Below are 17,697 nucleotides of genomic sequence, written 5' to 3'. Positions count from 1 at the left end.
TCCTTCGAGGAGTCGGTGCTGGGGGAAGCTGAGGAATGAGAAGCTGCCATACCTGCTTTTGACCGGTAAGTCCTTGCGGACGGTTGAGAGGCAGGTTCTGCGCACGTGGGCGATCGCTCGCGACCTCGTCACGCCCTGTCCCATGTACGAGGAGCTGTGAGGAACATTCTTGCTCCCCATCGCAAGGCATGTCAATGCTTGTTCCCGATTTTGCCGCAGTGCGATAGTTTTTTAATTATCGTTTTCCCTGTATCGCCGATCGACATTTTCAGACATATGTCAACTGAATGGCGGCTAGCGAAAAAACGCGGTATTGCCGCGCTTAATTCACATTTATCGGCCGCTCACATGCGCTGCGGAATGGCCCGTCCCGTTCGACTCGAGGCCTTCCGGCAGCGCAGCAAAAACACATGGTCGCATGTGCGAACAACCATTTTCGATGGCGCTTCGCAAAATGGTTCGCGCCCGCAGCCGCAGCGCCGCGGCTGCGCTCGCGTCCGCATCAGTCACCGAGTGTCTGAGCGCCGTCGTCGAGCCAGATCAACGCGGCCATGCGTCCCGTCTCGCGATCGCGCCGGTATGAATAGAAGCGCTCGCGATCGGTCACCGTGCACAGATCGCCGCCCGCGATTCGCGTGACGCCGAGGCGCTGCAGGCGCAGGCGGGCCAGCGCCGGCAGATCCGCAAGATATTTGCCGGCGTTGCGCGGATGCGCGACGAACGCACTCGCGGTGGCGTCGCGTTCGCCGGCCACGGCGGCATGCAGGAAGGCGTCGCGCACATCGGGGCCGACTTCGAACGACTGCGGCCCGATGCAAGGTCTGAGATAGGCGCGCAGCGCGCTCGCTTCTCCCCCGGCGAGTTCGGCGACACGCGCCGCCGTTTGCTCGATGATGCCCGCCGCGAGTCCGCGCCATCCCGCGTGCGCGGCGCCCACTGCGCGCCCCGCTTCGTCGGAGATCAGCACCGGCATGCAGTCGGCAACCATCACCACGCAGGCGATGCCCGCGCGGTCCGTCACGCTCGCGTCCGCTTGCGGCGGCGCGCCGCTTGCCTGTGCTTCGCGCAGCGCCTCCTGCGCGCCGACGATGCGCGCGCCATGCACCTGCGCGAGCCACGCCGCCTCGCTCACGCCGGCGAGCGCGAGAAGCCGCGCGCGATTGGCCGCAACCGCGGCCGGATCGTCGCCGGACTTCATGCCGAGATTGAGACCGCCGGGCTCATCCGCGCCGTCGTGCCAGCGGCCGAACGGCGGCGCGCTCACGCCGCCGTTGCGCGTGGTGACGAGCGCGCGCACGCGCGGCGCGACGTTCCACGCCGGTTGCACGACGTCAGCAAAAGTCAGCTCGGGCAGGCTCGTCATGCGCGGTCGTCCTCGTCTTCGTCTTCGTGTGAATCGTCGGCGGCTTCGTCTTCATCGTATTCGTCCAGATCGGCCGGCTCGTCGCCGAACGATGCTTCGTAGCCGTCTTCCTCATAATACGTTTCGTCGAACTCGCCTGCATCGTCGCGACCGAGGCCCAGCGCCGCCGAGAGTGCCGCGATGTCTTCCGGCACATCCGCGCGCCATTGCATCGTACGCCCGGTTTTCGGATGAATCAGACCGAGCCGCCACGCATGCAGCGCCTGGCGCGCGAAGTCGCCAGGCAGCGGCGCGACCGAGCGCTTGCCGCGTGCGCGTCCATACACCGGATCGCCGAGCAGCGGATGCCCGATATGCGCGCAATGCACGCGAATCTGATGCGTGCGGCCCGTTTCGAGATCGCAGTGAATCGCGGTCACGGGCTGCCGTTGCCAGAGCGCCGTGTCGACGCGCCGGAAATGCGTGCGCGCCGGTTTGCCCGAGGCGCCCGTCACCACCGCCATGCGCGTGCGCTCGCGCGGATCGCGGCCGATCGGCGCGTCGATCGTGCCTTCTTCCGGCATATTGCCCCACACGAGCGCGAGGTAGCGGCGCTTCACCGTGCGCGCCTGCAGCTGGCGCACGAGGTCGGTCTGCGCCTCGAGCGTGCGCGCGACCACCATCAAGCCCGAGGTTTCCTTGTCGAGCCGATGCACGATGCCCGCCCGCGGCAAGCCCGCCGCCGCGTCGCCGTAACGGTACAGCAGACCGTTCAGCACGGTCCCGCTCCAGTTGCCGGCGGCCGGATGCACGACCATGCCGGCCGGCTTGTTGATGACGACGAGCGTGCCGTCCTCGTAGACGATGTCAAGCGGCACCGGTTCGGGTGTGAACGCGAGCTGTTCGGGCAGCAGGTCGGGCACGAGCTCAATGGTCGCGCCCAGCGGCACCGGCTGGCGAATCTTTGCGGGCTTACCGTCGATGCGCACGCGCTCGGCCTCGATCCAGCTTTGCAGACGGTTGCGCGAGAATTCGGGAAAGACGCGCGCGAGCACTTTGTCGAGGCGCTCGCCCGCCAGCTCGTCGGGCACCACGACGCTGCGCGGCGTTTCGTCCGCGACGCGGTTTGCCACCGTCGGCACGGTGCTCGCGAGCGCGCCCTTGCCGAGCGCGTCGGCGCCGAGATCGTCGTCGAGGGAATCCGGGCCCAACGCGTCGGAGGGGTCGGCGCTTACGTTATAATCTTCGTTGCTATTCCCGGCACCGGTTGCAGCGCCTGGAGTATTTGAGCGGGTCATTGAGTCTGGGTCACCTGGACGTAAAGCTAGACTGGAAAATGCGAGCCTTGAACACCATCACTAAAGCGGCGATCAATTTGAAGGCCATGAAGAACGCGGCCCGGAAAGTGGCCGGATACATTGCGTGTGCCGCAGCCGTCGCGGTTGTTGCGGCTTGCCACGGCCTGCCGGAGAAGACCGACGAAACGGCAACGTGGAACAACAACAAATTATATACGGAGGCGAACGACGCCCTGAACGGCGGCGACTTCGGCAAGTGCGCGAAATACTTCGAAATGCTCGAAGGTCGCGACCCGTTCGGCCACTTCGCCCAGCAGGCGCAGATCAACGTCGCGTATTGCAACTGGAAAGACAATGAAACCGCGGCCGCCGACCAGGCAATCGACCGCTTCATCCAGCTGCACCCGGATCACCCGGACATCGCCTATGCGTACTATCTGAAGGGCATGATCCACTTCAACGACGACCTGGGTCTCTTCGGCCGCTTTTCCGGCCAGGACATGAGCGAGCGCGATCCGAAGTCGCTGCGCGAGTCGTATGACGCGTTCAAGGTGGTGGTGGACAAATACCCGAACAGCAAATATGCGCCGGACGCCGCGCAACGCATGCGCTACATCGTGAACGCGCTGGCCTCGCACGAAGTCCACGCGGCCGACTACTACTACCGTCGCGGTGCTTATGTGGCTGCCATCAACCGCGCGCAGCTCGCGTTGAAGGAATACAAGAACGCACCGGCTATTGAAGACGCGCTGCACATCATGATGCTGTCGTATCAGAAGCTGAACCAGCCGCAACTCGCCGACGACACGAAGCGCGTGCTTGCCGGCACCTTCCCCGACAGCCCGTACGTCACGGGCCATGCACGGCCGGGCAAGGAAAAATCGTGGTGGCAGTTCTAAGCCGCACGCCGGTGTGAAGCCCCGCTGAACCGCGCTCTAAAAGCAAAACGCCACGACTTCGGTCGTGGCGTTTTGCTTAGTACGCTCATTCAAAGCGTGTATTCGCCGAGTCTGCCGAATCACTCTGCCGAATCAAAAGTCCCGTTCGAAGAGCGCGATCGACTCCACATGCGACGTATGCGGGAACATGTTCACGACGCCCGCACCCACGAGCCGGTAGCCTGCTTCGTGCACCAGAAGGCCTGAATCGCGGGCGAGCGTCGACGGATTGCACGACACGTAGACGATCCGCCTGGGCAGCGGCCCATTGCCGCTCTGCGCGATCTCGGCCAGCGCCTTGGAAACGGCCAGAGCGCCCTCGCGCGGCGGATCGATGAGGAACTTGTCGAAGTGGCCGAGCGCGCGGAGGTCGTCGGCGGTGACTTCGAACAGGTTGCGGCAGGCAAACGACGTATGTCCCGCCACGCCGTTCAGCTCCGCATTGGCAAGCGCGCGCGAAGTCAATACTTCGCTGCCTTCGATGCCCACCACCTCCCTCGCGATACGCGCGAGCGGCAGCGTGAAATTCCCGATCCCGCAGAAGAGGTCGAGCACGCGGTCCGTGCGCGCAGGCGCGAGCAGGCGCAGCGCGCGGCTCACCAGCACGCGGTTGATCGCGTGATTGACCTGCGTGAAGTCCGTCGGCTTGAACGGCATGCGAATGCCGTACTCGGGCAGCGTGTAGTCGAGCTGCACATCGAGCGGATACAGCGGCGTGACCGTGTCCGGGCCGCCCGGCTGGATCCAGAACTGCACCTTGTGCTCGTCGGCGAACTCGCGCAGCACCTGTTCGTCGGCCTCGGTCAAAGGTTCGAGGTTGCGCACCACGAGCGCCGTGACCGACGAACCGACCGCCAGCTCGAGCTGCGGCATGCGGTCGTAAATGGAGAGCTTCCTCACCATGAAGCGCAGTGGCATCAGCATGGCCGACACATGCGGCGGCAGCACTTCGCAGGTTTTCATGTCTGCAATATAGCTGCTCTTCTTCTCATGAAAGCCGATGCGCATGCCGCCCTTTTCCGGCAGAAAACGCACGGCAAGACGCGCGCGATAGCGGTAGCCCCAAGCCGGTCCGTGGATCGGCCGGAACACGGTTTCCGGGCGCAGCTTCGCGAGATGCTGAAGGTTGTCTTCGAGCACGCGCTGCTTCACCGCGACCTGGGCGCGAATGTCGAGGTGCTGCATTGAACAGCCGCCGCAAATATCGAAGTGTGCGCATTTCGGCGTGGTGCGGATCACGCTTTCGCGGAACACCTGCACGACTTCGGCCTGCTCGAATTTCGGCTTGCTGCGATGCGTGGAGTAACTGACGCGCTCGCCGGGCAGCGCGCCTTCGACGAAGATCACCTTGCCGGGCGTGCCGTCTTCGGTCTCGACGCGGCCGACGCCGCGCGCTTCCATGTCGAGCGAAACGATTTCGACAACCGGTTCATTGCCGGTGACGACGAGCGCGGGCGCGGGCTTGGGGTGCCTGGCGGTCCGCTTTGGCGAGCGGCGGTGGGGGGCAGTTCGGGACACCTGCTACTTCCTGACAAACTTGGGAGAAAGGCGAGATTGTAGACGAAGCCGGCGCCCGCGACGCGCCGCCCCGTGCGCACGCCCGCGCGGCTATTGCTCGAAGGCCGCCAGGTACTCCGCCCATTGCGGCGCGGTTTCGAGCGCCAACGCGTTCTTGACCAGATTGATCTCGTCGGCATATTCGGCGGCGGAGAACCCGCCGCGAATCAACTGGAAGCGGCAATAGAGCAGATACGTATTGACGACGTCCGTCTCACAGTAATTACGGATTTCCTCGATGCGGCCTTCCTGATACGCGTGCCACACCTGGCTGCCGTCCATGCCCATTTTGCCCGGGAAACCGCACATTTTCGCGAGCGCGTCGAGCGGCGCGTTGGCGCGCGCCTGGTACATCGCGAGGACGTCCATCAGATCGGTGTGCCGCGCATGGTAGCGGCTGATGTAATTGTTCCACTTGAACTCGCGGTCGTCCTCGCCCAGATCCCAGAACCGGTAGGCGGGAATACCGTTGACGAGCGCGCGGTAGTTCAGCACCGGCAGGTCGAAGCCGCCGCCGTTCCACGAGACGAGCTGCGGCGTGTACTTCTCGATCACGCGATAGAACGACTGCACGAGCGCCGCTTCGCCGTCCTCGGGCGTGCCGAGCGAACGCACACGAAAGCCGTTGTTGTCGCGGAACACGCAGGAAATCGCGGCGATCCGCTGCAGGTGATGCGGCAGAAAATCGCTGCCGGTCTTTTCGCGGCGGGCGGCGAACGCGTGCTCGGCGACTTCGGCGTCGCTCAGGGTAGCGGGCAAATCGTCGAGACGGCGGATGCCGGCGACATCGGGAATCGTCTCGATGTCGAAAACAAGAATCGGTGTCATCAAGTCAGAGAACGGCGTCTTTCCGAACGCCGTTGGAGGCGAAGAAGCGCTTTAACCGCACGAGCGCTTCCTGTTGGATCTGGCGCACCCGCTCGCGCGTGAGGCCCATTTCATCGGCCAGCTCTTCGAGCGTGGCGGGTTCGATGTGGTTCAGACCGAAGCGGCGTTCGATCACATGGCGATGCTTGTCCGACAGACGTGCGAGCCACGCGCGCGTGAGCGTTTCGAGCTCGCGATGCTGCACCTCCGCATCCGGCGACTGACTCTGGTCGTCGGACAACAGATCGAGCAGACTGCTTGCCGGGTCGAGGTCGAGCGGTGCGTCGAGCGAGGCCGTATGCTCGTTCAACGCAAGAATGTCGGTGACTTCGTCGGTGGTCTTGCCGGTCAGATAAGCGATGTCGTCGATACTGGCGTCGCGGCGCTCGGCGGCTTCGCCCGAATTCATCGAATTTTTTTCCAGATGGCGCTTCGCGCGCAGCACCTGATTGAGCTCGCGAATCACATGCACCGGCAGGCGCACGGTGCGCGCCTGGTTCATGATCGCGCGCTCGATACTCTGTCGGATCCACCAGGTTGCGTAGGTAGAAAACCGGAAGCCGCGCGTGGGATCGAATTTCTCGATGGCGTGCATGAGGCCGAGGTTGCCTTCTTCGATCAGGTCGAGCAGCGGCACGCCCCGGTTCAGATAACCCTTAGCGATGCTGACGACAAGCCGCAGATTGCGCTCGATCATGACCTGCCGCGCTTCGAACTCGCCCGCCTTCGCGAGACGCGAGTACTTCTGCTCTTCCTCGACGGTGAGAAGCGGCTTCACGCTGATGCGATTCAGGTAGTGCTGAATGGTGTCGGCCGTCAGCTCGGCTTGCAGCAGCGCGCGGAAGTCGTCCGCGTCGGGCACGGCCTCGGCCGCGCCCTCGCGCGCCTCGCCCTCTTCGGCGCCCTGACGGTCGTCGAGTTCGCGCTCCTCGACGAGTTCCTCTTCCGCTTCCGACGCGCCGCTGTCGTCCACCGAAGCGGACGTGGCATCGCTGATCGTTTCAGATTCGGCTTGCGGCAGGCGGCGCTTCGGTTTCGGCATGGTCGTATCGCTTATTGCGGCGGCAAATACTTCAGTGGGTCGACAGGTTTACCCTGCCGGCGAACTTCGAAATGCAACATGACGCGGTCTGAATCGCTGTTGCCCATCTCGGCGATTTTCTGCCCTTTCGTGACCGCGTCCCCCTCTTTTACCATCAAAGCGCGGTTGTGTGCATACGCGGTGAGATAAGTTGCGTCATGCTTGATAATAATGAGATTGCCGTAACCACGCAGCCCATTTCCGGCATAAACCACGCGGCCGTCCGCGGAGGCCTTGACTGCTTCGCCTGCCGAGCCGCCGATGTTGACGCCTTTGTTTGTCGAATCGTTAAACGTGCCGAGGAGCGGCCCGCGCACCGGCCACACGAAGCTCACATTGCCGGACGCACCCGCACTCGAGTCGCTTGCTGCACCCGCGCTCGACGGCGGCGTCGCAGCAGCGTTGTTCGCGCTCGAACCGTAGAGGGGCGGCGCGGCCACGCCGGCCGCCGCGCCCGTGGACGACGAGCCATTGAGCGGCGCCGTTTGCAACGTGCCATTGCTGCCGATCGGCGCGGTCGCGACACCCGGCGTCAACGCCGCGGTGTTCGCGCCTGGCGGCACCACGCGCAGCAGTTGATCCACCTCGATCTGGTTCGGGTTAGTGAGATTGTTCCACGCCGAAATGTCGCGGTAGTTCTGGCCGTTCTCGAGCGCGATCCGGTAGAGCGTGTCGCCCGGCTTCACGCGGTAGTAGCCGGGCGGCGGCGGCCCGAGCGGCGCCGCGGGTTGCTGCGCCGTCTGGCCGGCCTGCGTGCCGAGCACAGTGCCGCCGGAGCGGTCGACGACCGGCGCCTGGTCGAGCCGGGATGCACAGGCGGTCATCAACAGGGACAAGGCGAGCACGCACACGCTACGCTGGGTTACGGACAGGGGGACATTCAGGCTGGTTCTTTGCATCGCGCGCAACATACTCATCGGTGTCAAATCACTCCGGATTTTAAGGGTACAAAGAAAACGCGATCAAGCTGCGACTCCCGCCACTGCGCCGGTCCGACACGCTCGACGAGCGTCAGCACCTGGCTGTGCCCTTCCTGCGAGCCGACGGGCGCAATCAGACGGCCGCCGATCGCAAGTTGTTCAAGTAATGCCTGCGGCACGTCGAGGCCCGCCGCGGCGATCAGGATCGCGTCAAAAGGCGCCGCCGACGGCAAGCCCAAACGCCCGTCGCCATAGTGCAGCCGGATGTTCGGAATGCGCAGCGGACGCAAGTTTGTCTTCGCGCGTTCCGATAGCGGCTTGATGCGCTCGATCGAATACACCTCGCGCGCGACCTGGCTCAGCACCGCCGCCTGATAGCCGCAACCGGTGCCGATTTCAAGCACGTTGTTCAAGGCCCGGCCCGCCGCCGCGAGCTCGATCATGCGCGCGACCACCGACGGCTTCGAGATAGTCTGGTGATGCCCGATGGGCAGCGCGGCGTCTTCGTACGCCTGGACCGCGAGCCCGGGGTCGACGAACATATGACGCGGCACCACCGACATCGCGCTCAGCACGCGCTGATCGGTGACGCCGTTCGCACGCAGGCGTTCGACCATACGTTCGCGAACCCGTTCCGAGGTCAACGCCATGGCGCCGTTCAACGCGACGTTGGGCCCGGTGCTGCGTTCATTCGGCCGCGTGGCCGCGGGCTTCGCGGGCGGCGCGGAAGGCGCGGCGTTCCTGCCTGCGGTTCGCGCGGGCGAGGGTCCTGCCGCTGCCGTCCTGGCGCCGGCCGACGGGCGCGCGCTCGTGCTCTGCGCGACCGGCCGCGCCGATGTTTTTGCCGCGGGCGCGGCAAGCGGCTTCGGCGGAGTCGCGACGGACGGTTTGGCGGCAAGCGGCGTGGGCGCTCTGCCCTGCTTCGGCTGCAATTTGCCTGCTGAGCCTGACGAGGCTGGGCTCGCCGCACCTGCCTGCGGATTTTTCGCCGGCTGCTGCCGCCCATTGAGCGCCGCACTTGCGGCAAGCGCCGCAGCGCGCACCTCCCCCGGGCGGCCTTCGGGCCGACGCGGCTCGCGCACCAGATCCTCGAGGCCGAGCGGGAAGCGCTTCGCGCGCTCGTTCGTCATGAAGCGCCGCTGCCCGCGCGCGCCCAGTCGTGCGCCGCCGGCAGCATTTGCGTGTGAGTCAGGTCGAGTTGCAGCGGCGTGATCGACACATGGCCGTTGGCCACCGCGTGGAAATCCGTCCCTTCGCTCGCATCGCGCGCGCTGCCCGACGGGCCGATCCAGTAGATCGGCTCGCCACGCGGATTGGTCTGGCGGATGACCGGCTGCGACGGATGCCGCTTGCCGAGCCGGGTGACGCGCCAGCTGCCCAGCTGCTCGTACGGCAGGTTCGGGATGTTGACGTTCAGAAGCGGATGCCCCGGCAGCGGATGCGCGAGGTAATGCGCGACGATTTCGGTCGCGACGCGAACCGCGGCTTCCAGATGCACCCAGTCTTTGTCGACAAGCGAGAAGGCGATGGCCGGCACGCCGAACATGATGCCCTCGGTCGCCGCCGCGACGGTGCCGGAATAGAGCGTGTCCTCGCCCATGTTCTGACCGTTGTTGATACCGGATACGACGAGGTCGGGCGTGTGGTCCAGCATGCCGGTCAGCGCGATGTGCACGGAGTCGGTGGGCGTGCCGTTCACGTAATAGAAACCATTTGCCGAGCGCAGAACCGAAAGCGGCCGCGACAAGGTCAGGGAGTTGGACGCGCCGCTGCAATTCTGTTCGGGCGCCATCACGGTCACGTCGGCGAGCGGCTTGAGCGCTTCGTAAAGCGCGCCAAGGCCGGGCGCCAGATAGCCGTCGTCGTTGCTGAGTAGGATTCGCATGCGGCGATTGTAACCGAGGAAAGAAGGCGCGCGAACGACACGGCAAGCGCGTCGCGCGGGGCGGGCGCCGGTGCGCGGACCACAACGCCTCGCCTCGTCGATGCGCCGCCGCAAACGCGCTCGAACGGACATCGAGGCGAAGAACCCGAGGCGCTGCGCACGGCGAAACCGCGAATCGCACGATCGTGCAGATGCTTTACACTCGGAGCCGTTGCGAAACCTGATCGAATGGAGACACGATGCGCGCGATTCGCTGCAACCAGTACGGGCCGCCCGAGAGCCTGACCGTCGAAGATCTGCCGGATCTGGCGCCGCCGCCGAGACACGTCGTGATCGACGTGAAGGCCGCGTCCGTCAATTTCCCCGATGTGCTCATCATCGAGAACAGGTATCAGTTCAAACCGCCGCTGCCCTTCACGCCCGGCTCGGAAGTGGCGGGTATCGTGCGCGCGGCGGGCGCCGGCGTCACACGGTTCAGGCCCGGCTCGCGCGTGGTCGCGTTCACGGGCGCGGGCGGCTTCGCGCAACAGGCGCTTGCGAGCGAGTCGGCCTGCGTGCCGCTCGCGGACGGCATCGACTTCGAACTGGCGGCGGCCTTCACGCTCGCGTACGGCACGTCGCATCATGCGGTGGTGGATCGCGGCGCGCTGCAGGCCGGCGAGACGATGCTCGTGCTCGGCGCGGCGGGCGGTGTCGGACTCGCGGCGGTGGAAATCGGCAAGGCGCTCGGTGCGCGCGTGATCGCGGCGGCATCGAGCGACGAAAAGCTCGCGGTGTGCGTCGAGCATGGCGCCGACGCGACGATCAACTACAGCACCGAAGACCTGCGCAAGCGCATCAAGGCGCTGACCGCGGGCCTGGGCCCGGACGTGATCTACGATCCCGTCGGCGGCGCCTACACGGAGCCGGCCTTTCGCAGCATCGGCTGGCGCGGACGGTATCTGGTGGTCGGCTTTGCGAACGGCGAGATTCCGAAGCTGCCGCTGAATCTGACGCTGCTGAAAGGCGCGAGTGTGGTCGGCGTCTTCTGGGGCGACTTTGCGAAGCGCGAGCCGGAGCGCAATCACGCCGCTTTCCGCGAGATGGTCGGTTGGATCGGCGAAGGCAAGCTCAAGCCGTACGTGTCCGCGCGCTATTCGCTCGACGAAACGGCGCGCGCGCTGCGCGATATGGCCGAACGGCGCGTGATCGGCAAGGTGGTGATTACGCCGTAAGCGCAGCGCGGCCCCGGCTGGCCTGAACACCGGTTCGCTGAGCGTCCGGCCAAAACAAAACAGCGTGCGGCCTTTCGGGCCACACGCTGTGTTTTGAGGCGGTTTCGCGCCGCTACGGCGCCTACAGCTTTTCGGTGTCGCCGGTCTTCGGCTGCCACTTCATCAGATGCCGTTCGCCCATGCCGACGATTGCATCCAGAATCAGCGCGAACGCCGTCAATACGAGGATGCCGGCAAACACGGTATTGATATCGAAGGTGCCTTCGGCCTGCAGAATCAGATAGCCGACGCCGCGCGCGGAGCCGAGGTACTCGCCCACCACCGAGCCCACGAACGCGAGGCCCACCGACGTGTGCAGGCTCGAGAACACCCAGCTCATCGCGCTCGGCAAATAGACATAGCGCAGCAGTTGCTTGCCGTTGGCGCCAAGCATGCGCGCGTTCGCCAGCACGACCGGGCTCACTTCCTTCACGCCCTGATAGACGTTGAAGAACACGATGAAAAACACCAGCGTCACGCCGAGCGCGACCTTCGACCAGATGCCGAGACCGAACCACACGCCGAAGATCGGCGCGAGAATCACGCGCGGCATCGAGTTGGCGGCCTTAATGTACGGGTCGAACAGCGCGCTCGCCAGCGGCGACAGCGCAAGCCACAAACCGACGCCCAAACCTATGCCGGTGCCGAGCGCGAACGCGAGCACGGTTTCAAGCAGCGTGATCCACAGGTGCAGATAGATCTCGCCGCTCGTGAACCACTCCCAGATGCGCTGCAGCACTTTCTGCGGTTCGCCGAAGAAGAAAGCGGCCTTGTTCGGGTCGTCGAAATAGAACGCCGGCAGCAGCGTCGGGCTCGTCAGCACATACCAGAGCACGAAGCACAGCACGAGCAACAGCCATTGCCAGATCACCAGATTCGCCCGGTTGGGGCGCAACGTCTTCCACATGACTCGGTTTGCCTCGGTTGCCTTAGACGGTTGATAGACGCGAAACGCGCTGCATTCAGCGAGCGCTCAGACAGTGCTCAGACAGCAGTGAGCTGCTGCTGATAGCCCTTCAGTACCTCGTCGCGCAGCACGCTCCAGATCTGCGCATGCAACTCCACAAAGCGCGGATGCGAGCGGATTTCGGCGACGTCGCGCGGACGCGGCAAGTCGATCGCGAATTCGCCGATAGGATGCGTGCCCGGCCCCGCCGACAGGACCACCACCCGGTCGGACATGGCGATCGCCTCGTCGAGATCGTGCGTGATGAAGAGCACGGCCTTGCGTTTCGCAGCCCACAGCTCGAGCAGTTCGTTTTCCATCAGTTGGCGCGTCTGGATGTCGAGCGCGGAAAACGGTTCGTCCATCAGGATGATGTCCGGATCGAGAATCAGCGTCTGGGCCATCGCGACGCGCTTGCGCATGCCGCCCGACAACTGATGCGGATAGCGGTCGCCGAAACCGCCGAGGCCCACGCGCTTGAGCCACTCTTCCGCCTTCGCGCGCGCTTCCTGCTGCGGCACGCCGTGGAACGCGAGGCCGGCCATCACATTGTCGATAGCGGAGCGCCAGGGCATCAATGCGTCGGCCTGGAACATGTAGCCTGCGCGCCGGTTGATGCCCGCGAGCGGTTCGCCGAACACGCTGACCGTGCCCGCCGACGGCGCGAGCAAACCCGCGCCGACGTTCAGCAAGGTGGACTTGCCGCAGCCCGTCGGCCCGACCACGGAGACGAACTCCCCCGGCGCGATCCGCAACGTCGTGTCCTTGACGGCCGTGTAGCGCTGCGAGCGGTTGTCGCGCGCGGCGAAAGTGCAAGTGATGTTTTCGAGCGCCAGAGCTGCAACGGTCATCGTTCGACTCGCTTGGTGGATCGGTTTCGGTGTGGGTCGCGGCGCGGCTTCACGACTTGGCGGTGGCGAGCGCCTTCTTGACGAAGTCGTTCGTCCATGTCTTCGACACGTCGATCGGCTTACCCTGCACTGTCGCGTCGAATGCCTGCAGGGTTTTGAGCGACGTGGCGGGACCGTCGACCGGCATCAGGCCGTCGGGCGACATGGCTTCCTTGACGTGCTGCCACGCGTCGAGATACACCGCACGATCGCCGAGCAGATAGCTTTCCGGCACCGTGTTGATGAGCTCGGTACCGGTGGCCGTTTGCAGCCATCGGAGCGCGCGCACCATCGCATTGGTGAGCGCCTGCGTGGTGTTCGGATTCTTCGTGATGAAGTTTTGCGATGCGTAGAGGCAACCCGCGGGCATGTCGCCGCCGAACACGCTGCGCGTATCCGCGAGCGTGCGCGTGTCGGAGACGACGCGAATCTCGCCGCTGCGTTCGAGCTTCGTGATCACCGGATCGAGGTTGGCGAGCGCGTCGATCTGCCCGGATTGCAACGCGGCAATGGCGCCGGCGCCCGCGCCGACGCCGATGAACGCGACGTCTTTCGCGGTGAGGCCGCCCTTGGCCAGCACGAAGCTCGCCATGATCGACGTCGACGAACCCGGCGCGGTCACGCCGATTTTCTTGCCGCGCAGGTCGGCGATCGACTTGTAGTTCGGCATGGTTTTCTTCGACACCGCGAGCACGATCTGCGGCGCGCGTCCCTGCAGGACAAACTCACGGAACGACTGCTTTTGCGCCTGCAGGAGCAGCGTGTGTTCGAACGCGCCGGACACCACGTCCGCGCTGCCGCCCACCGCCGCCTTCAATGCTTGCGAGCCGCCGGCGAAGTCGGAGATTTCGACGTCGAGACCTTCGTCCTTGAAGAAATTGCGGCGCTCCGCAATCGTGAGCGGCAGATAGTAGAAGAGGTTCTTGCCGCCGACAGCAATGGCGACCTTCGTGGTTTCCAGTTTGCCCTGCGCGAAAGCGAGCGGCGTGGCCGCGAGCGTGGCGCCCGCGAGCGCCGCGGTACCGGCGAGAAAGCTTCTGCGATGCATGTTTGTTGTCTCCGAGGCTCGTGCGAACTCTGGTGTTGCGATTTTATTTATCGGGCTGCGGCGGTCGTTGCTCACACAACTTGTTGCGCATGCAACCTTGCGATGTGGTCTGCATCATAACCTAGCGATTGCAGGACTTCATCCGTATGTTCACCCAGCTCGGGGCCGAGCCAGCGCGTCTCGCCGGGCGTCTCCGAGAGTTTCGGCGTGACCGCCGGCAGCGTGATCTCGCGGCCGTCCTGCCACTTGAAGCGCTGAATCATCTGACGCGCCATGTATTGCGGATCGGTGAACATATCGGCGACGCTGTAGATGCGGCCCACCGGGACGTCGGCGGCATTGAGCACCGCAAGCGCTTCGTCGATGGTGCGCGTGGCGAGCCAGGCGGCAATCGCCGCGTCGATCTCCTCTGTGCGCGGCACGCGGCCGTCGTTGTGCGCGAGCGCGGGATCGTTCGCGAGATCTTCGCGCTCGATGGCGAGCATCAGGCGCCTGAAAATCGGATCGCTATTGCCGCCGATCACGATGCTGCCGTCGCGGCACGGATAGGTGTTGGACGGCACGATGCCCGGCAGCGACGCGCCGGTGCGCTCGCGCACCATGCCGTAGACGCCGTACTCGGGCACCACGCTTTCCATCATGTTGAACACGGCCTCGTACAGCGCGACGTCGACCACCTGCCCCTTGCCGCCGTTCACCTGCTTGTGATGCAGCGCCATCAGCGCGCCGATTACGCCGTGCAAGGCCGCAATCGAATCGCCGATCGAAATGCCGATGCGCGGCGGCGGCAAGTCCGGGTAACCGGTGATATGACGCAGACCGCCCATCGACTCGGCAATCGCGCCGAAGCCGGGCCGGTCGCGGTACGGACCGGTCTGGCCGTAGCCGGAAAGACGCACCATGACGAGGCCCGGATTCTCCGCCGACAGCACGTCGTAGCCGAGCCCGAGTTTTTCCAGCAGCCCAGGCCGGAAATTTTCGACGACGATGTCCGCTTCACGCGCGAGGCGGCGCACGATCTCCTTGCCCTCCTCGGCCTTCAGATTGATCGTGACGGACTTCTTGTTGCGCGCCTGCACGGCCCACCAGAGCGACGTACCGCCCACTTCGGGATAAAGCTTGCGCCACTTGCGCAGCGGGTCGCCGCCCTTCGGATCTTCGATCTTGATGACGTCGGCGCCGAACTCGCCGAGAAAACGCGCGGCAAACGGCCCCGCGATCAGCGTGCCGAGTTCGAGCACCTTCACGCCCGCGAGCGGGCCCGGTGCGGATGACGGCGCCTCGTGGGCAGCGGATTGGGGCGTTGCGCTCATAGTCTCCTTTGTTCTGTTCGTGAACGCGGCAAGGCGGGCGTTCTGTTCGTGCTCTGCTCGTCTTCTGCTCGCGTTCTGGCCGGGCGTTCTGCTCGTGCTCTGCCCACACCGTGCTCGCGCGCCGCTGTGAATCGCTCGCGCGTCGCCGCGGCTACATGGAGCGGCGGTCGAGCATGGCACGAGCGATCGTGCCCGCGTCGACGTATTCCAGTTCACCGCCCACCGGCACGCCGCGGGCGAGACGCGTGACGGCAAGCCCGCGCGCCTTGAGCGTTTGCCCGAGGTAATGCGCGGTGGCTTCGCCTTCGTTGGTGAAATTGGTGGCGAGCACGACTTCCTTCACGACACCGTCGGACGCGCGCTTCACCAGCCGGTCGAAATGTATCTCCTTGGGGCCGATGCCGTCGAGCGGACTCAGCCGGCCCATCAGCACGAAATAGAGCCCGCGGTAGGTCATGGTCTGCTCGAGCATGATCTGGTCGGCGGGCGTTTCGACGACGCACAGCAAGCTCGGATCGCGCTCAGGGTCGAGGCACACCTCGCAGATCTGCGCCTCGGTAAAGGTATTGCACTTCTCGCAGTGCCGCAGATGCTCAGTTGCGAACAGCAGCGCGCGGCCGAGCTTGTCGGCGCCCTCGCGGTCGTGCTGCATCAGGTGGTACGCCATGCGTTGCGCGGACTTCGGCCCGACTCCGGGCAGCGCGCGCAGCGCTTCGACGAGCGCCGACAAGGCGGAAGGTTGTTTCATGCGGATCGGCGTCGAGTTGGATGATACCCGGGCATGGGTCGAAGGGACGGCTTCTTGCTAGCGTTTGGCTGCTGCTTGCGCACTGGCTGCCGGCTTGTTGCTACTGATTGTTGCTACTTCCTGCTCGCTCGCCGCCGGCACGCTGCTAACTGGCTCGAGCGGATTCTGCCGCGCCGGCGGTCTGCGCACGGATTGCGCAGAACGGCCCGCCTGCAACCGATGCCGGGAAACCCCGCGAGCAGCGAGGCGCGCTTCACCGCGGCAAAGCAGCGAACGGCGGCGTGCATGTCGCGGGACCGGCGCTGCGAGGCACAGGTGCATCGGCCCGAATGGGAGCCGGGACTGTGCGCCGTGGCGCCCGCACTGCACACACGCCGTTCGCTGCTTTGCCGCGCTGCCGCCTCGCCGCCGCCGCGCCCCTTGGTCGAGTCTCGCCCGAAGCGTCGCTCAGAACGGCAGCTTGAAGCCCGGCGGCAGCGGCAGGCCCGAGGTCATGCCGCCCATCTTTTCCTGAGCGGTGGCCTCGGCCTTGCGCACGGCGTCGTTGAAGGCAGCGGCGACGAGGTCTTCCAGCATGTCCTTGTCGTCGGCGAGCAGGCTCGGGTCGATCGACACGCGGCGCACGTCGTTCTTGCAGGTCATCGTGATTTTGACGAGACCCGCGCCCGACTGCCCCTCGACTTCGATCTGAGCGAGCTGCTCCTGCATCTTCTTCATGTTTTCCTGCATCTGCTGGGCTTGCTTCATCAGCCCGGCGAGTTGACCTTTCATCATGGAAATGCTCCTTCTTGATAGCGTGAAATTCGGGAATCGCGCGCGGCGAATCAGTGAACCTGGGATGCGCCGTTCGGACCGGCGTCTGGCGTAATCGGGCGGATGGAGCCCGGCACGATGCTGGCGCCGAATTCGCGGATCAGCGACTGCACGAACGGATCGGCGCTGATCTCGCGCTCCGCTTCCTGCTGGCGCTGGGCGCGCATCGCCGCGTCGTGAGCCGCCGCGGTGCGGCGCGCCGGGCCGACTTCCACCACCACGTCGACATTCTGACCGAGCTTCTCGGCGAGCGCCGCCTTGAGCTTCGCGACCTGCGAGGTCTCCGCGTACTGCGGCACGGGCACGTTCAGCTTGAGCGTGGTGCCTTCGAGCGCCATCAATTCGCTGTTGAACGCGAGCTGATAGGAGATGCCCTTCAGCGGCAGGTCGACGGCGAGCGCCGGCCAGTCGCCCGTGAAGCCGAGCGGATCGAGCGGCACGGCGGGCGGCAGCGGGCGCTGATCGACGGCGGGCGCAGCCGCCGGCGCGTTGACGCGGACATCGTCCGGACCGCTGTCGAACACCGGCATGAAGTTGTCGTCGGGGGGACCGTAGTAACCGTCGTCCGATGCGGAAAGCGGCATGTAGTCGTCGGGCGGGATATCGTCCCACGGCGGCACCGGCGAGCCTGTTTGCCGGGCGTCGTTGCGCGCCGCCGCAGGGGCCGATTGCCCGGATTGGGCCGGCTGGGCCGATTGCCCAGATTGCCCCGCCGCGGGCTGCGGGGCCGCCCCGCGCGGCGCGCCGGGCGTGGGCACAGGAACGACGACGCGCGGCGCGGCCGGCCTCGCCGCCGGG

17 protein-coding genes are annotated in these 17,697 nt (G+C 65.4%); 2 read left to right on the top strand and 15 right to left on the bottom strand.

The annotated features are described in order from the left end of the window. Positions 1–502: 502 nt before the first annotated feature. Positions 503–1,363 (bottom strand): peptidoglycan editing factor PgeF, encoded by an 861-nt coding sequence (gene pgeF, locus HV711_RS13855; protein WP_035477718.1) that lies wholly within the window; start codon positions 1,361–1,363, stop codon positions 503–505. Next, positions 1,360–2,640: an RluA family pseudouridine synthase gene (locus HV711_RS13850; RefSeq protein WP_035477720.1), complete on the bottom strand. Its 1,281-nt coding sequence runs from the start codon at positions 2,638–2,640 to the stop codon at positions 1,360–1,362. Before HV711_RS13850 ends, pgeF begins: the two co-directional genes overlap by 4 nt. A gap of 38 nt (positions 2,641–2,678) precedes the next feature. Between HV711_RS13850 and HV711_RS13845 the strand changes: the two genes are divergently transcribed. Further along, complete coding sequence (locus HV711_RS13845; RefSeq protein WP_013588454.1) at positions 2,679–3,539, top strand: outer membrane protein assembly factor BamD; 861 nt, start codon at positions 2,679–2,681, stop codon at positions 3,537–3,539. A gap of 132 nt (positions 3,540–3,671) precedes the next feature. On the opposite strand, the gene rlmD is transcribed toward HV711_RS13845, so the two are convergent. From rlmD to surE, 6 genes are all read right to left on the bottom strand, one after another. Beyond that, entirely contained in the window at positions 3,672–5,096 is a 1,425-nt protein-coding gene (rlmD, locus tag HV711_RS13840) for a 23S rRNA (uracil(1939)-C(5))-methyltransferase RlmD (RefSeq protein ID WP_028363212.1), read from the bottom strand. Positions 5,097–5,186: 90 nt separating this feature from the next. Continuing rightward, positions 5,187–5,963, bottom strand: coding sequence for a 3'-5' exonuclease (locus HV711_RS13835; protein WP_015002672.1), 777 nt, complete (start codon positions 5,961–5,963; stop codon positions 5,187–5,189). Positions 5,964–5,967: 4 nt separating this feature from the next. Continuing rightward, the gene (rpoS, locus tag HV711_RS13830; RefSeq protein WP_013588457.1) at positions 5,968–7,044 is read right to left on the bottom strand and encodes an RNA polymerase sigma factor RpoS; all 1,077 of its coding nucleotides are present in this window, start codon (positions 7,042–7,044) and stop codon (positions 5,968–5,970) included. 11 nt (positions 7,045–7,055) lie between these two features. Then, positions 7,056–8,000, bottom strand: coding sequence for a peptidoglycan DD-metalloendopeptidase family protein (locus HV711_RS13825; protein ID WP_028363214.1), 945 nt, complete (start codon positions 7,998–8,000; stop codon positions 7,056–7,058). A gap of 5 nt (positions 8,001–8,005) precedes the next feature. Beyond that, complete coding sequence (locus tag HV711_RS13820; protein WP_035477721.1) at positions 8,006–9,133, bottom strand: protein-L-isoaspartate(D-aspartate) O-methyltransferase; 1,128 nt, start codon at positions 9,131–9,133, stop codon at positions 8,006–8,008. Continuing rightward, positions 9,130–9,888, bottom strand: coding sequence for a 5'/3'-nucleotidase SurE (gene surE / locus HV711_RS13815; RefSeq protein WP_013588460.1), 759 nt, complete (start codon positions 9,886–9,888; stop codon positions 9,130–9,132). Before surE ends, HV711_RS13820 begins: the two co-directional genes overlap by 4 nt. Before the next feature lie 239 nt (positions 9,889–10,127). Here surE and HV711_RS13810 point away from each other — a divergent pair, with 239 nt between their 5' ends. Then, positions 10,128–11,102 carry an NADPH:quinone oxidoreductase family protein gene (locus HV711_RS13810; RefSeq protein ID WP_035486197.1) on the top strand — a complete coding sequence of 325 codons (975 nt, stop codon included), beginning with the start codon at positions 10,128–10,130 and terminating at the stop codon, positions 11,100–11,102. Between the two features lie 121 nt (positions 11,103–11,223). Here the strand turns inward: HV711_RS13810 and HV711_RS13805 are convergent, their stop codons facing one another. The 7 genes from HV711_RS13805 to HV711_RS13775 form a co-directional block, all read right to left on the bottom strand. Beyond that, positions 11,224–12,048 carry an ABC transporter permease gene (locus HV711_RS13805; RefSeq protein ID WP_013588462.1) on the bottom strand — a complete coding sequence of 275 codons (825 nt, stop codon included), beginning with the start codon at positions 12,046–12,048 and terminating at the stop codon, positions 11,224–11,226. A gap of 77 nt (positions 12,049–12,125) precedes the next feature. Next, on the bottom strand, positions 12,126–12,938 hold the full coding sequence (locus tag HV711_RS13800) for an ABC transporter ATP-binding protein (protein WP_013588463.1): 813 nt from the start codon (positions 12,936–12,938) through the stop codon (positions 12,126–12,128). A gap of 49 nt (positions 12,939–12,987) precedes the next feature. Beyond that, the gene (locus HV711_RS13795) at positions 12,988–14,025 is read right to left on the bottom strand and encodes an ABC transporter substrate-binding protein (RefSeq protein ID WP_035486199.1); all 1,038 of its coding nucleotides are present in this window, start codon (positions 14,023–14,025) and stop codon (positions 12,988–12,990) included. A 71-nt stretch (positions 14,026–14,096) separates the two neighbouring features. Next, positions 14,097–15,338 (bottom strand): CaiB/BaiF CoA transferase family protein, encoded by a 1,242-nt coding sequence (locus HV711_RS13790; protein ID WP_035486200.1) that lies wholly within the window; start codon positions 15,336–15,338, stop codon positions 14,097–14,099. A 151-nt stretch (positions 15,339–15,489) separates the two neighbouring features. Further along, positions 15,490–16,086, bottom strand: a complete 597-nt coding sequence (gene recR, locus HV711_RS13785) for a recombination mediator RecR (RefSeq protein WP_013588466.1) — start codon at positions 16,084–16,086, stop codon at positions 15,490–15,492. Positions 16,087–16,533: 447 nt separating this feature from the next. Next, a complete protein-coding gene (locus tag HV711_RS13780; protein ID WP_013588467.1) occupies positions 16,534–16,860 on the bottom strand; it encodes a YbaB/EbfC family nucleoid-associated protein in 327 nt (108 codons plus the stop codon). A gap of 50 nt (positions 16,861–16,910) precedes the next feature. Beyond that, on the bottom strand, positions 16,911–17,697 hold a 787-nt coding region (locus HV711_RS13775; RefSeq protein WP_302479464.1), incomplete at its 5' end, for a DNA polymerase III subunit gamma/tau C-terminal domain-containing protein.

Source organism: Paraburkholderia phenoliruptrix (assembly GCF_902859825.1).
Classification (GTDB): domain Bacteria; phylum Pseudomonadota; class Gammaproteobacteria; order Burkholderiales; family Burkholderiaceae; genus Paraburkholderia; species Paraburkholderia phenoliruptrix.
Note: the sequence above shows the minus strand (reverse complement) of the source record. Positions and strands in the feature narration are given on the sequence as shown.